We start from the raw sequence: 15,083 nt of genomic DNA on the forward strand, positions 1-15,083 counted from the left end.
ACGTGAAACATCTGTGGAATCTCGCTGAGGTGACTGACTGGGGTGATTGACTCCGTCTCTCATCCATGAGTCGCTGCGTCGCCGAGATTTGATCGCGCAACCCGCCAATTTGATCTTCCGTTTCAAGCCCATTCGTGGCAAAGAGACATCTTTCAGAAACGGATTCGAGTTGCGTCAGGATGAACCCAATGAGTTCGACCGAAGCCACAGTCTTTGATGTCATTGTGATTGGTGGCGGCCACGCGGGATGCGAGGCTGCTTCTGCAGCTGCACGCGCCGGTGCCAAGACCGCGCTTGTAACACATCGCTTTGATACTATTGGCATTATGTCTTGCAACCCAGCTATTGGTGGATTGGGAAAAGGGCATCTTGTTCGCGAGATCGATGCACTTGACGGCTTGATGGGGCGTGTTGCCGATGAAGCTGGTATTCAGTTTCGTCTGCTCAACCGTCGAAAGGGACCAGCTGTTCGCGGCCCTAGAACCCAGGCTGACCGCAAGCTTTATCGACTTGCCATGCAGAAAATGATCGCGGCTCAGGATAATCTGTTTGTTGTCGAAGGTGGCGCTCACGATCTTCGGGGAGAAGACGGGTGCATTACCGGGGTTGTTCTGTCCGATGGTCGGACCTTGACATGCGGCGCCGTCGTTCTGACGACCGGCACGTTCCTGAACGGGTTGATCCATATTGGCGAGAAGAAGATTCCGGCTGGACGCATGGGTGAAAAGCCGGCGCTTGGTCTTTCCGAACGATTGACCTCGTTTGGCTTTGCGCTTGGTCGTCTCAAGACTGGCACGCCACCGCGGCTGGATGGACGCACGATTGATTGGCAGAGCCTCGACATGCAGTCTGCCGATGAAGAGCCTGTGCCATTCTCTCTTATGACGGATCGCATCACCACGCCACAGATCGATTGTGGCATTACGCGCACGACGCCAGAAACCCACGCTGTCATTCGAGCCAATCTGCATCGTTCTGCCATGTATTCGGGCTCTATCGAAGGCATAGGTCCGCGATATTGTCCGTCGGTTGAGGACAAGATCGTCAAGTTCGGCGATCGCGACGGTCACCAGATATTCCTGGAACCGGAGGGGCTGGATGACGATACCGTTTATCCAAATGGCATTTCGACATCGCTTCCCGAAGAAGTACAGCTCGACATATTGAAGACCATACCGGGGCTTGAAAAGGCGGTTATGCTGCAACCCGGATATGCGATCGAGTATGATTTCATTGATCCGCGCGAGTTGAAGCGCAGCCTTGAAACCCGGAAAGTAACCGGTCTTTTTCTGGCCGGACAGATCAATGGCACAACCGGTTATGAAGAGGCCGGTGCGCAGGGCTTGCTTGCTGGTATCAATGCGGCGCGTCGGGCTTCTGGTGGCGAGCCTGTCATTATCCAGCGTACGGAAGCTTATATAGGCGTTATGGTCGATGATCTGACGTCACGCGGGGTCAGCGAACCCTATCGCATGTTTACCTCGCGTGCAGAATTCCGTTTGTCGCTTCGCGCAGATAATGCCGATCAACGACTGACACCTTTGGCAGACAAGCTCGGCATATTGGGGCAGGCACGCAAGGAACGCTTTGAAGCACGTGAGGCTGCCTTGAATGAGGCGCGGTCACTGGCGCAGTCATTGACGATCACACCCAATCTGGCTGGTCGTTATGATCTGCGCCTCAATCAGGATGGTGTGCGCCGTTCAGCCTATGATCTTCTTTCCTATCCGGAAATCGATCTGGATCGGTTGAAGCCGATCTGGCCTGAGCTTGAAACTATCGCTCCGGCAACGCGGGAAGCTCTGGAGATCGAGGCTCAATATGCAGTCTATATGGACCGACAGAAGAGCGATATTGCGGTGATGGAGCGCGAGGAGCAACTGCTCATTCCAGTCGGTTTGGATATTGACGGAATATCTGGTCTTTCCAATGAGTTGAAGCACAAGCTCAAGCAGCGCAAGCCGGAAACGATTGCCGAAGCGCAGCGTGTTGACGGGATGACACCTGCGGCTCTGGCGCTCCTTATCGCGCAGATCAAGAAGTTCGGATATCGCCATCGGGTTGCGTCGGAACTGTCCGAGGGGCAGGGCGCCGCATGAGCGCCGATACTCGTTTTGAAAGTCTGAAAGCAATCGTGCCCTCTGTTTCACGTGAAACAGCGGACCGCCTGATTGCCTTTGAAGAACTGTTTCGTAAATGGTCCAAGGCGATCAATCTTGCCTCGCCCTCAACCTTGAACGCGTTGTGGACCCGCCATATTCTGGACAGTGCCCAGCTATTTCCCTTGGCGAGCGACGCCAGGCGCTGGCTGGATATTGGCTCGGGCGGTGGATTTCCGGGCATTGTGACGGCCTGTTTTCTGGCCGACCAGTCCGGTGGCGTCATTGATCTCATTGAAAGTGCGGGAAAAAAGGCGGCATTCTTGCGCACTGCTGCCGGACATTTGCATGTACCGGCGCGGGTCCATTCCGCCCGCATTGAATCGATGTGGCAGAAAATCGAAACACCTCAAGTGGTTACGGCACGCGCATTGGCGTCGCTGAACGATCTTTTCAGTCTGACGGAGCCGTGGCTGACCAATGGCGCCAAGGCTCTCTTCCAAAAAGGTCGGGATTACCAGCGCGAGATCGATGAAAGCCATGTTGGTTGGAGCTTCGATCTGGTACAACATCAAAGTGCTATCGATCAGGCTTCGGTCATACTCGAAATCACCAATCTTCGGCGTAAAGCTGTCTGATGGTCGGAAATTTCGAAGGGGCGGGCAGCAGCAAGGCGACGGTGATGAACAAAATGGCCAGGATCATAACCATTGCAAACCAGAAGGGCGGCGTGGGTAAAACGACCACCGCCATCAATCTGGCTACCGCGTTGGCCGCAATCGGTGAGACGGTATTGATTGTCGATCTCGATCCGCAGGGCAATGCCAGTACCGGTTTGGGGATTGATCGTCGCAATCGGCCACTGTCCTCCTATGATGTACTCACACAGGAATCGTCGGTTCCCGACGCTGCCATGCCGACTGACGTACCAAACCTCCATATCGTGCCATCGACATTGGATCTTCTTGGTATTGAAATGGAAATTGCGCAGTCAGCCGATCGTACGCGCCGCCTGCGTGATGCTCTGCGTTTTGATTCCGGTGTGTCCGAGCGCTTTTCCTATGTGCTTGTCGATTGTCCGCCATCGCTCAATCTTTTGACGTTGAATGCAATGGCCGCAGCCGATTCGGTTCTGGTGCCATTGCAGTGCGAGTTCTTTGCTCTGGAAGGCTTGAGCCAGCTTTTGCAGACGGTTGATCAGGTGCGGTCAACGATCAATCCCGAGCTATCGATCCAGGGCATCGTGCTGACCATGTTCGACAGCCGCAACAATCTCGCCGCGCAAGTGGTGGATGATGTTCGTGCTTTCATGGGAGAGAAAGTCTATCGTACCGTCATTCCGCGTAATGTGCGCGTATCTGAAGCGCCATCTCATGGAAAACCGGCAATTCTCTACGATCTGAAATGCGCCGGTAGCCAGGCCTATTTGCAGCTTGCATCGGAAGTTATCCAGCGCGAGCGGCAATTACAGGCCGCCTAACCAATCGATTCGACGACGAAACAATTCAGGAATAAGCCGAACGATGAATGACGATCCTTCAAAAAAGCGCCTTGGCCGCGGATTAGCGGCGCTGATCGGTGAAATCGACCGCCCTGTTGAAGAGCGTAAGGCACCTGTTCCGATCGAGCGGAACGTTCCGATTGAATTCGTGACGCGCAATCCGCGCAATCCGCGTCGCATGTTCTCGGAAGGCGAGTTGGAAGATCTGGCGCAGTCGATCAAGGAACACGGTGTCGTGCAGCCGATCGTCGTGCGTCCGGCTCCGGGACAACCGGACCACTTCGAGCTGATTGCTGGTGAACGTCGCTGGCGCGCTTCGCAACGGGCTGGCGTCGACACGATCCCGGTTATTGTTCGTGACGTGGATGATCGCGTCGCGCTTGAGATCGCAATCATCGAAAACGTGCAGCGCGCCGACCTCAATGCGGTTGAAGAAGCGTTGGGATATCAACAGCTTATCGATAATCACGACTATACGCAGAATGATCTGGCACAGGTCATTGGCAAAAGCCGCAGCCATGTTGCCAATACGCTGCGCCTGCTGAAACTGCCGCAACCCGTGCAGGATTTCATCGTCGACGGTGCGCTTTCGGCAGGTCATGCACGAAGCCTCATCACGATGGAAAACCCGACTGCGCTCGCGGAACGGATCGTCAAGGACGGTTTGTCTGTACGACAGGTTGAAGCGCTTGCGCAGGCAGAGGCCCGTGGCGGTGTCGAAGCCAAGCCTGGCAAGGCGGCGCCTGTCGAAAAAGATGCTGACACCAAGGCGCTCGAAAAGCTGCTTTCCGACGTTACTGGCATGAAAGTTGAAATCAATCACCGTGATCGTGGCGGTGAGGTCAAGATACGATATAGTTCTCTTGAACAACTCGATGAGATTTGCCGGCGTCTCCAGAGCTGATCTTTGAAACAATACGCAACCTATAAAAACTCGCCGCAATGCATTGCGGCGAGTTTTTTATTTCGAGCAAGTTGTTACTTGAAGTGACTGATAGATCATTTCCTGTATCTCATGTGGAAATGTATCTATTTTCTTTTCGCATTTGCCTTACGCAAAATCGCTTCGCATTTTTCTGGAAATGCCTTGCTATCGCCGCGCGTTCCGCAGTGATTCGACACTGATTGCCAACAGGCATTGGCGAATGATGGGGACGCCAAGGGCTGCATTCTGGCGGCTCTCGAGGACAGCGCGCTGCAGGCGCTCCATGACGCGCGCAAGGCTTTCACCCGTCCACCGGCTTACGGCATTTTCGATCAGCTTCTTGCGGTTGAAGAAGATCGGCGGGCGGGCTCCGGCCACAACGACCGATGCGCTTTTGCGTTCGGTATCGGCGATATGACGCAAAGTTTGAACCTGCTGGAACTGGCGCATCGCCGTATTGAGCAGTAGAAACGGTGCGGTGCCGGATTTCACGACGCGGTCGAAGGAGACTTCGAAACGCGGAAGATCACCAGCCAGAACCGCATCGATCACCTCGTCGGTGGAAAGACCGGCAACATCACCGACCGCCTCGCGCACATCATCGATATCGATCCGCTCCTTGCCGCGTGCATAGAGGCAGAGCTTCTCCAGCTCCCCGCGCGTGGCGAGGCGATCACCACCGAGACTTGCGCGCAGAAGCTGGCGACCGTCGAGCGTGATTTGCATCTTCCATTCGGTCAGAACGTCATCGATGACGCCATCGATGCCGCGGCTATCATCCGAGTAACAGGGCAGGGCCATACCGGCGGAAGCGTTCTCGACGGCGCTGCGCAAGGCAGCTCCCTTCTTGAGATCGCCAGCTTCGACCAGGACGAATGTTTCATGCGGCGGCTCGGTTGCAAGCAGCTTGACCGCTTCGGCCAGCTTCTTCTGGCCAGCGGCATTCTTGATCCAGATCAGGCGCTGGCCGCCGAACATGGAGATCGTGCGGGCTTCGTCGGCAAGTTTCGCCGGGTCGGCCTCGATCTCGTCCGCTTCCATGCGAATGACGGCAAAGGGGTCATCCAGCGGCAATTTGCTTGCTTCAGCAAAACGGCGCGCACGTTCGCTCACCAGTCCCTTGTCGGGGCCATAGAGAAGCACGACCGGGAACGAGCTCGTCGGTCTTGCCAGAAAACTATCGACTTCGTGTGCTTTCTTCTGCGCCATAGAATTTCACTAACGCAATTCGCCTTCAAACAAAACAGCCGCCGCTCAAACTGAACGACGGCTGTGAAACAAAGCTGTTTGCAAAACCTATTCGATCAGCAGCGCATCGTCGTCGAGCGTCTGGCCGCGCACCTTGCGGAACATTTCGATAAGGTCTTCGACACCCAGCGTCTTGCGCTTGTCGCCGGTCACGTCGAGCAGGATTTTGCCGCCATGCAGCATGATCGTGCGGTCGCCATAATCGAGCGCCTGCCGCATGGAGTGGGTGACCATCAGCGCGGTCAGCTTGTTCTCGGCAATCAGCGTCCGTGTCAGTTCCATCACGAATTCGGCCATGCCGGGATCAAGCGCTGCGGTATGTTCGTCAAGCAACAGGACTTCCGAACCGGAAAGCGTTGCCATGATAAGTGACAGGGCCTGGCGCTGGCCACCGGAGAGCAGTTCCATGCGGTCCTGCATACGGTTTTCCAGCCCCAGATTGAGGCTTGCAACGCGCTCGCGAAACCACGCACGGCGGTTGGCGTTGAGCGCGTGGGTGAGCCCGCGCGTCTTGCCGCGTGAAGCCGCGAGCGCAAGGTTTTCCTCAATCGACAACGTACCGCAACTGCCTGCCAGGGGGTCCTGAAACACGCGGGCGACGAGACCAGCCCGCTCGGCGGTCGGCTTGCGCGTCACATCCTTGCCGCTGATGACGACCTTGCCAGCGGTCGGGATCACATCGCCTGCAAGAACGCCAAGCATCGTCGATTTGCCAGCACCATTCGACCCGATCACCGTGACGAAGGAACCCTTGTCCATGGTCAGATTGATCTTGTTCAGGACCTGCTTTTCGAGCGGAGTGCCGCGACCGAACACAACATCGAGATTGGAAAGTTCGATCATGCGGATGCTCCTCCGCGACGCAGGCGCGGCAAAATCAGGGCGAAGGTGACGAGAAGGGCGGTCGCGATGTTGAGATCGGACGCCTGCAGGCCAATAACGTCGCCGTTCGAAAGCGCTAGCTGGATGGCGATACGATAGATGATCGAGCCAAGCACACAGCCAATCAGGATCACCAGAATGAAGCGGCTGCGCAGCAGGGTCTCACCGATGATAACCGCTGCAAGGCCAACCACGATGGTGCCCACGCCGGAGGTCACATCGGCAAAGCCGTTTGTCTGTGCGAAGAGCGAGCCGCCGAGAGCCACCAGTGCGTTTGAAAGCGCCATGCCGAGATAGATCTGCCGGTCGGTGCGAACGCCTTGCGCGCGCGCCATTCTCGGATTGGCGCCGGTCGCGCGCATGGCTAGACCCATATCACTTTCCAGAAAGCGCCAGACGACAAACACCGCGATGGCGACCAGAACGAAGAGGAACAGCGGACGTACATAATATTCGGGAATGCCGTGACCGAAGAACGGCGTCAGCATGGTGTCCTGATTGATGAGCGCGATATTGGGACGCCCCATCACGCGCAGATTGACGGAGAACAGCGCGATCATGGTCAGGATGGATGCGAGAAGATTGAGGATCTTGAAACGCACATTCAGCGTCGCGGTCACAAGCCCGGCGGCAGCACCGGCAACCATGGCGATGGCAGCAGCCAGCCAGGCATTCATGCCTGCAAGGATCAGCACGCCGGTTACGGCAGCGCCCAGCGGAAACGAACCATCAACCGTCAGATCGGGGAAATCGAGGACGCGGAACGCCAGATAGACGCCGATGGCTACAAATGCGAAGACGAGGCCCAATTCGACCGCACCCCAGAAGGCGATCTGACTCACAATGTCATTCCTTGTTTCTCGCCGCGACCAAAATGAAAGAGCGCCGCTTCAGTGCGGCGTCGATCATCGGCATTGTGGAAACCGGAAATCCCGGCCATTCCACGCAGCCAGCTTCAGTCACGACCGGTTTTGTTCTGAGTTCGCTTCCGGTGAGCCTGTCACCTGAAACATTTCCCCGGTTTTATGCCCGAAGTGAATTTGCTCCAGCTGGTTGCAAAATTCACTCCAAATTATATTTGCCGTACTGATTACGGTTGTTCTTGTCATATCGTTTTCGGGATACAACGCAAAAAGCGGCTGCACGCAAGCATTATCGCTATAAATGCGCCAAAAAGCACCATTCTGTGGGCCTTCTACAACATTCGGCTAAGTTGATTTCGGTCACACTTCGCCGCGCGCACGCCACAGCTCCCAGGCAAATCGCGCACGCACACCAATGTCGAGGAAAGGCCGTGGAGGCAGTTCTGTCGGACTGCCGAGCTTCAGCATGTCGTCGATCAGCGGATTGTCGATATCGCAGGCCATGTCGGCGGCAAGTATGCCGCCAATAGTTCCTTTTGTGATGCCGACACCGTTCTGGCAGAGTGACGTAAAAACATTCTTCGCAATCTGTCCGAACCCCGGAGCGCCATTGCGCGACAGGCAAATGAAACCTGTCCAAGTGTGCTCCATATCCACATCGGGCAACATCGGGAAACGCTCATCGAACAGCCGCTTGTGCTCGCGCTTGACCGTTTCACGGCGCGCATCCGACTGGCGGAGCGACGGGCAGAAATGCACGTTCTGCCGCACCAGAATGCGCCGGTCAGAGGTCAGGCGCATGGTGATGCCGGAAAAGGAGTTGGCAGGTGTCAGGCCCCATGGGGCGATTTCGCCGATGGCCCTGTATTCCTCGTCGGTAAGCCGGCGGCTCAGGCTGGCATGGGCTGCAAAGTTCAGGAGCTTTCGTCTGAAAAAGCCGAACTGCTCACCAAAGCCATTGACCGTCAGGATCATGGCAGGAGCCTCAATACTGCCCTTTGCCGTCGTGATGTGGATGCGCTCGCCGTAATCGATTTTGGTGACAGCGGAGTTTTCGTAAAGCGTGACATTGTCGGGCAGGCTGTCGGCGAGGCCGCGCACCAGGGCAGCCGGATTCAGAAGCGAAGTGCCATAGGTGAAGATGGCAGCCTTGAAATGGCTTGTCCCGAGCCGTTTGGCCAGAGTATCACCTTCAAGCCAGTCGAAGGGTTCCTTGAGGCGTTCCAGCTCTTTGACCGTGGGTTCGAGAACCTCGCGCATACCCTGATCGGAAACTGCCGCGTGAAATTTTCCATCCTGTCGCCAGTCGCAGTCGATGCCATGCTGGTCGATCTGCTGTTTCAGATGATCAATGGCGGCACGCGCTAGGGCACGGTAGCTGTGCGACTTGGCCAGTTCCTCCATTGATGAACTGACATTGTGCGGCAGATCGATGGCAAAGCCTGCAGCCCGGCCTGACGTGCCTTTTCCGACTTCCTGCGCATCGATCAGTGCAATCCGGTCGCTGGGACGGTTCTCGGCCAGACGTCGTGCGGCTGCGACGCCTGCATAGCCCGCACCGAGCACAATCCAGTCGGCCTTGATATCGCCTTTGAGCGCCGCATGTGGTGTGCGGGCCGGCAATATTTTGCTCCAGCCATTGGTGTTGTCGTCAGCGGGGAGGATGCGAATAGCAGGCATATTAAAAGCTCAGATGTTGGAAAGAGGTTCCAAAGAAAAGGGCGGGAGTTCATCCCGCCCTTTTCCTGTTACAATATGTAAGCCGATCAGTCGATCTTGCTGGTCGCGCGGTCGATAACGGCCTGCGGGAATTCGACGCCCATCTTCTTGGCAGCGCCGAGATTGATGACGAGATCGGTGCCCTTGGCGATGTCGACTGGAATATCGCCCGGCTTTTCACCCTTGAGAATCTTCACTACGACAGCGCCGGTCTGCTTGCCGACATCGTAATAGTTGAAGCCGAGTGCAGCCAGTGCACCACGCTTGACTGAGTCCGTATCGGCGGTGAAGAGCGGCAGCTTGCTTTCCTCGGCAACGCCGACGGCGCTTTCCAGAGCCGAAACGATGGTGTTGTCGGTCGGAACATACATGGCATCGGCACGGCCGACGAGGGCACGGGCTGCGCCTTGGACTTCAGCCGACTTGGTGGCTGCCGATTCAACGATTTCGATGCCTTCGGCGGAAGCGGCTTCCTTCAGTGCGGCCAGAAGCGACACGGAATTGGTTTCGCCGGAATTGTAGAGATAGCCGAGCTTCTTGATGTTCGGCATCACTTCCTTGATGAGCTTGATATGCTCTACCACTGGCGACATATCGGAAAGGCCGGTCACGTTGCCGCCGGGCTTCGTCATGTCCTTGACGAGCTGCGCGCCGACCGGATCTGAAACGGCGGTGAAGACGACCGGAATATCGCGGGTGGCCGAAACGACAGCCTGTGCCGACGGCGTGGAGATCGGAACGATCACATCTGGAGCTTCGCCGACGAACTGGCGGGCGATCTGCGCGGCGGTTGCCGGGTTGCCCTGTGCGGACTGATAGACGAATTTGAGGTTTTCGCCTTCCTTGTAGCCAGCTTCGGCCAACGCATCCTTCACACCGTCGCGTGCGGCGTCGAGGGCCGGATGTTCAACAATGGCGGTTACGGCGACGGTGACGTCTTTTGCCTGTGCCGAGGTGGCAATGGCCGTTGCGGCCAGCAAGGCCAGAAGCATAGAACGCATGAAAATCTCCCCTGTTTTGGTGCGTTGCTTATCGGCAAACACCTTTTCTCCAATAACCTCAGATTGAAGGTTTATCCGCCAGATTTGAGGCTTAATCGGGTCCGGATAGACTGTCAACGTATCCGAAGGAAGCGCCCATATGGAATGCGCGAAAGCCGCAGGCACCGAACGCTGAACACTGTGTCAGTGTTCAGCGCCCTTCCAATCCGGCGCCGCGCCGCCATATTGGACAGGAACCAATCTTTTGCCCGCAATCAGGGAACATCATCATGAAGAAAATCGGCTTTCTTTCCTTCGGCCACTGGTCGCCGTCGCCGCAATCGGGAACCCGTTCCGCCAGTGACGCGCTTCTGCAATCGATAGACCTTGCTGTTGCCGCCGAGGAGCTGGGCGCGGATGGCGCCTATTTCCGCGTGCACCATTTTGCGCGCCAGCTCGCTTCGCCGTTTCCGCTGCTCGCAGCCATTGGCGCCAAGACGAGCAAGATCGAGATCGGCACGGCTGTCATCGACATGCGGTATGAGAATCCGTTCTATATGGTCGAAGATGCAAGTGCCGCTGATTTGATCTCCAAGGGGCGCCTGCAGCTTGGCATCAGCCGTGGCTCGCCTGAACAGGTGATCGATGGCTGGCGCTATTTCGGCTACGCGCCGGAAGAGGGCAAGACCGATGCCGATATGGGCCGCCAGCATGGCGAGGTGTTCTTCGAAGCGTTGAAGGGACAGGGCTTTGCCCAGCCAAACCCGCGCCCGATGTTTCCGAATCCTCCCGGTCTGCTGCGCATCGAGCCACATTCGGAAGGTCTTCGGGATCGTATCTGGTGGGGTGCTGCCTCGGATGCGACAGCCATCTGGGCGGCAAAGCTCGGCATGAATTTGCAAAGCTCGACCCTGAAGAAGGACGAGTCAGGTGAGCCTTTGCATATCCAGCAGGCCAAGCAGATCCGCGCCTATCGTGAAGCCTGGAAAGAAGCCGGGCATATGCGTGAACCGCGTGTTTCAGTGAGCCGCAGCATCTTCGCGCTGGTTGATGATCGCGACCGGGCCTATTTTGGTGGCGGAAGCAACGAGCAGGACTCCATCGGCTATATCGAGGAAGATCTCCGGGCGGTCTTTGGTCGGTCTTATGCGGCTGAACCGGATAAGCTCATCGAGCAACTCGAAAAGGATGAAGCGATTGCCGAAGCCGATACGCTGCTTCTCACGGTGCCGAACCAGCTTGGTGTCGACTACAACGCGCATGTAATCGAGTCGATCCTCAAGCATGTTGCGCCAGCACTTGGCTGGCGCTGAGTACTCTTGAAGACAGGCGGTGCAGGCATGTCTCCTGAAAGTGGAAACCGGTTTCGGGATAAAGATATGCGCAGAAACAGGCCACCGCCTGTTTTCATTCCATGCCGTAAATCGCCAGAAGCTTTCTCATGCGGCTTATGGCGACGTCCGGCCGGTCGAGCACATTGGCCCGATCGGCAAGGCGGAAAATGTCGGCGTAATGCAAAATACCGCGTGCCGACTGCATTCCGGCGGGCATGGTGAAATGGTTCTGGTGACCGTTCAGCCAGGCCAGAAACACAACGCCCGCCTTGTAACATTGCGTCGGTGCTTCAAAGATTTTTCGCGATAGCGGCACGGTCGGCTCGATGATCGCGCGGAAGCGGGCATTGTCGCCAGCTGCCAGTGCTGCAAGCGCGCTGGACGCTTGCGGTGCGACCGCATCGAAAATGCCGAGCAGCGCATGGCTATGCTTGTTTCCGTCGCCTTCGATCAGCGGCGCATAGTTGAAATCGTCCCCCGTGAAACAGAGCACGCCTTCCGGCAGGCGGTCACGCAGTGCGATTTCATAACGCTCTTCCAGCAATGAAATCTTGATGCCTTCCACCTTGTCGCGATTGGCTTCGATGATGCCGATCACCGTATCAAGCGCATTGTCGAAATTTTCCGAACCCCAATAGCCTTCAAGCTGCGGATCGAACATATCGCCCAGCCAGTGCAGCACGACCTTTTCGCGGGCCTGGGCGAGAATCCGGCCATAGACCTTGGCGTAATCGTCCGGCGATCTCGCAATGCGCGCCAGTGCGCGGCTTGCCATCAGGATGAAACGCCCCCCATGTTTCTCGATGAAACCGGCCTGCGTCTCATAAGCCTTGATCACGTCATCAAGGCTTTTTGCCTCTGCCGGATCGAGGTGATCTGTGCCAGCGCCAGAGGCCAGATCAGCGCCTGCCACGGTCCTGCTTTCTGCCAGTGAACGGCGGATCAGTTCCTGCGCGCCCGCCCAGTTTAGTCCCATGCCGCGCTGCGACGTATCCATCGCTTCCGCGATTCTGAAGCCGAAGCTCCACAGATGATGCCGGAAAGCCATTGTCGCGTCCCAGTCTATGGCCGGGTCGTTCCATGGGCGGGCATCTTTCAGCGGATCGGAAACCACATGCGCTGCCGCATAGGCGATGCGATTGAACTGCGGTGGGCTTGCCGGGCGCGGGGTTGGCGTCCCGATCAGCGTGTAGGAACTCAGGCTTCCGTTGCCATCCGGCAATGTCACTTGATGGTCGCTCATCCCCTTGTCGCTCCTACGCTTGAATATTTGATTGTTAGTTTAGAACGTTCCAAATGGCAATCCGGTCAAAAATTAAGGCAAAAATGTGATTTCAGCGCTCTCGAGTATGAAATGCGCACTTCTTCAAAAATATGTACAGAAAAAGGGCTTTCAATTATGGCAAAGTGAAGGCAAATCGCTGTTCTTTTCTCAGCTCTTGACAGCATTGGAACGTTCCAATTAAATCAATAATCGAAACCGGAGCAGGGTATGAGCAAGAACAGCGTCACCGTTATCGACATTGCGCGCGAGGCTGGCGTGTCGAAATCGACCGTCTCGCTGGTGCTGCGTGACAGTCCGCTGGTTCATGCCGAAACCCGCGCCAAGGTGCAGGAGGCAATCGAGAAACTCGGTTATGTCTATAACCGTTCGGCGGCCAATCTCCGCCAGGCGAAGTCGAAAATCATTGGCCTTGTGGTCAATGATCTTACCAACAGTTTTTTTGCCGAGCTTGCCGTGGGTGTTGACCGTGTCATGCAATCGGCGGGCTATGTGCAGTTTTTGGCCAATACGGCGGAAAGCATTGATCGCCAGCGTGAGGTGATTGCTTCGATGCGGGAGCATGGCATTGCCGGGCTGATTGTTTCGCCGGCGCGGGGCACCGAGGCTAGTGATCTGAAACCATTGGCAAAAAGTGGCCTGCCGGTTGTGCAGATGGTGCGTGATGTGCCGGGTTCCGGTGTTTCGTCGATTGTTTCTGATAATCGTGGTGGCGTCGCGAAGGCCGTCGAACATCTGGTCGGTCTCGGTCACAGGAACATCGCCTTCATGGGCGGCTATGCGGATACGGCGGTATTTACTGAGCGCGTTTCCGGCTATCGCGTGGGTCTTGAGCAGGCCGGTATCGCCTTTGATGATGCGCTGGTCTTCACCTCTCCTCCTTCGCGCGCAGGCGGTGTGGAGGCCCTTGAACATATGCTGCGGGCAGGCATGAAACCGACGGCAGCGGTGTGCTTCAATGACGCTGTGGCTTTCGGCGTTTGCGATGGTTTGCGCGCTGCAAATCTGGAGCCGGGCCGCGATTTCGGTGTGGTTGGTTTTGACGATGTGATCGAAGCGAAGACCGCTGTTCCGGCACTGACGACAGTGGCTGTCGATCCGCAAGGTTTGGGAGAGCGTGCGGCGCAGCTTTTGCTGAAACAGATCAATTCGGAACGGGTGGAGGCGGAGGCGCAGCGTTTGGCGGTGCGTCTTGCGGTGCGGGCAAGTTGCGGCGCGCAATCCAAAAAGGAGGAGAAAAACGCATGGCAAAGTGGGGCCTTATAGGCGCAAGCACCATTGCAAAAGAGTGGGTGATCGGAGCCATTCGCGCCACCGGTGGCGAAGTTGTTTCCGTTTACAGCACCAATGCCGCGCGTGGCGAAACCTATGCCCGAGAGAACGGGATTGCCCGCTCTGTGACAAGCCTTGATGCGCTGTTGTCCGATCCGGAAATCGACGCTGTCTATATCTCCACCACCAATGAACTGCACCGCGATCAGGCAATTGCAGCCGCCAAAGCGGCTAAGCATATCCTCTGCGAAAAGCCGCTGGCGCTGACGATTGGCGACGCGCATCAGATGCTGAAAGCCGTGCGTGAGGCTGGCGTTGTGGCAGGCACCAACCATCACTTGCGTAACGCTGCCAGCCACCGCGCCATGCGGGATGCAATCGCTACAGGCAAGATCGGCAAGGTGCTTGCCGCGCGGGTTTTCCACGCGGTTTATCTGCCGCCGCATTTGCAAGGCTGGCGCATTGAACGACCCGATGCGGGCGGCGGCGTCATCCTCGATATTACCGTGCATGATGCCGATACATTGCGCTTTGTGCTGGGTGAAAACCCGGTCGAAGCGGTGTCTTTCAGCCAGCAAGGGGGCCTCAGCGGCGCAGGGCTGGAAGACGGTGTGATGGGTGTGCTGCGCTTCTCCTCCGGCGTGATTGCCCAGTTCCATGATGCGTTCACAACCAAATATGCAGAAACCGGCTTTGAAGTGCATGGTAGCGAAGGCTCGCTCATCGCACGCAATGTCATGACGCAGAAGCCGGTCGGTTCGGTTCTGTTGCGTGACAAGGACGGCGAGCACGAATTGCCGCTCGACCAGAAGAATCTCTACGAAACCGCCTTGCAGGCTTTCCATAATGCCATCGAAGGCAAAGGCCAGCCTTCCGCAACTCTAGAGGATGGCATCTGGTCACTTGCGACTGGGCTTGCCGTGCTTGAGGCTGCAAAGACCGGTAAGGCAACTGCCGTTCATTCAGGACTTTGAAAAT

13 protein-coding genes are annotated in these 15,083 nt (G+C 56.8%); 7 read left to right on the forward strand and 6 right to left on the reverse strand.

Going from position 1 to position 15,083, the window contains the following annotated elements; all coding sequences use genetic code 11:
* Nucleotides 1-188: 188 nt before the first annotated feature.
* Genes mnmG through HWX93_RS03635 form a run of 4 tightly spaced genes read left to right on the forward strand, consistent with a single transcriptional unit; the run spans nucleotide 189 to nucleotide 4,504 of the window.
* On the forward strand, nucleotides 189-2,099 hold the full coding sequence (gene mnmG, locus HWX93_RS03620) for a tRNA uridine-5-carboxymethylaminomethyl(34) synthesis enzyme MnmG (RefSeq protein ID WP_176036526.1): 1,911 nt from the start codon (nucleotides 189-191) through the stop codon (nucleotides 2,097-2,099).
* Nucleotides 2,096-2,737 (forward strand): 16S rRNA (guanine(527)-N(7))-methyltransferase RsmG, encoded by a 642-nt coding sequence (rsmG, locus tag HWX93_RS03625; protein ID WP_176036527.1) that lies wholly within the window; start codon nucleotides 2,096-2,098, stop codon nucleotides 2,735-2,737. The genes mnmG and rsmG overlap by 4 nt, the downstream gene beginning before the upstream one ends.
* A 44-nt stretch (nucleotides 2,738-2,781) precedes the next feature.
* Entirely contained in the window at nucleotides 2,782-3,579 is a 798-nt protein-coding gene (locus tag HWX93_RS03630; RefSeq protein ID WP_176036528.1) for a ParA family protein, read from the forward strand.
* Nucleotides 3,580-3,622: 43 nt separating this feature from the next.
* Complete coding sequence (locus HWX93_RS03635) at nucleotides 3,623-4,504, forward strand: ParB/RepB/Spo0J family partition protein (RefSeq protein WP_061344585.1); 882 nt, start codon at nucleotides 3,623-3,625, stop codon at nucleotides 4,502-4,504.
* A gap of 186 nt (nucleotides 4,505-4,690) precedes the next feature.
* Here HWX93_RS03635 and holA read toward each other — a convergent pair whose 3' ends face one another.
* The 5 genes from holA to HWX93_RS03660 form a co-directional block, all read right to left on the reverse strand.
* Nucleotides 4,691-5,734, reverse strand: coding sequence for a DNA polymerase III subunit delta (gene holA / locus HWX93_RS03640; protein ID WP_176036529.1), 1,044 nt, complete (start codon nucleotides 5,732-5,734; stop codon nucleotides 4,691-4,693).
* A gap of 87 nt (nucleotides 5,735-5,821) precedes the next feature.
* Nucleotides 5,822-6,616, reverse strand: coding sequence for an ABC transporter ATP-binding protein (locus tag HWX93_RS03645; protein WP_061344583.1), 795 nt, complete (start codon nucleotides 6,614-6,616; stop codon nucleotides 5,822-5,824).
* Nucleotides 6,613-7,497 (reverse strand): ABC transporter permease, encoded by an 885-nt coding sequence (locus tag HWX93_RS03650; protein WP_061344582.1) that lies wholly within the window; start codon nucleotides 7,495-7,497, stop codon nucleotides 6,613-6,615. Before HWX93_RS03650 ends, HWX93_RS03645 begins: the two co-directional genes overlap by 4 nt.
* Nucleotides 7,498-7,878: 381 nt before the next feature.
* Nucleotides 7,879-9,198, reverse strand: coding sequence for an NAD(P)/FAD-dependent oxidoreductase (locus tag HWX93_RS03655; protein ID WP_176036530.1), 1,320 nt, complete (start codon nucleotides 9,196-9,198; stop codon nucleotides 7,879-7,881).
* A gap of 86 nt (nucleotides 9,199-9,284) precedes the next feature.
* Nucleotides 9,285-10,238 carry an ABC transporter substrate-binding protein gene (locus HWX93_RS03660; protein ID WP_061345201.1) on the reverse strand — a complete coding sequence of 318 codons (954 nt, stop codon included), beginning with the start codon at nucleotides 10,236-10,238 and terminating at the stop codon, nucleotides 9,285-9,287.
* Nucleotides 10,239-10,507: 269 nt separating this feature from the next.
* Here HWX93_RS03660 and HWX93_RS03665 point away from each other — a divergent pair, with 269 nt between their 5' ends.
* Complete coding sequence (locus HWX93_RS03665) at nucleotides 10,508-11,530, forward strand: LLM class flavin-dependent oxidoreductase (RefSeq protein WP_176036531.1); 1,023 nt, start codon at nucleotides 10,508-10,510, stop codon at nucleotides 11,528-11,530.
* A 94-nt stretch (nucleotides 11,531-11,624) separates the two neighbouring features.
* Here HWX93_RS03665 and HWX93_RS03670 read toward each other — a convergent pair whose 3' ends face one another.
* Complete coding sequence (locus HWX93_RS03670) at nucleotides 11,625-12,794, reverse strand: dihydrodipicolinate synthase family protein (RefSeq protein WP_176036532.1); 1,170 nt, start codon at nucleotides 12,792-12,794, stop codon at nucleotides 11,625-11,627.
* 249 nt (nucleotides 12,795-13,043) lie between these two features.
* Between HWX93_RS03670 and HWX93_RS03675 the strand changes: the two genes are divergently transcribed.
* Together HWX93_RS03675 and HWX93_RS03680 are read left to right on the forward strand one after the other, a co-directional pair.
* Nucleotides 13,044-14,099 (forward strand): LacI family DNA-binding transcriptional regulator, encoded by a 1,056-nt coding sequence (locus tag HWX93_RS03675; RefSeq protein WP_176036533.1) that lies wholly within the window; start codon nucleotides 13,044-13,046, stop codon nucleotides 14,097-14,099.
* Nucleotides 14,078-15,079, forward strand: coding sequence for a Gfo/Idh/MocA family protein (locus tag HWX93_RS03680; protein WP_176036534.1), 1,002 nt, complete (start codon nucleotides 14,078-14,080; stop codon nucleotides 15,077-15,079). Before HWX93_RS03675 ends, HWX93_RS03680 begins: the two co-directional genes overlap by 22 nt.
* Nucleotides 15,080-15,083 lie beyond the last annotated feature (4 nt).

It is taken from the genome of Brucella tritici, from assembly GCF_902825325.1.
Lineage (GTDB): Bacteria > Pseudomonadota > Alphaproteobacteria > Rhizobiales > Rhizobiaceae > Brucella.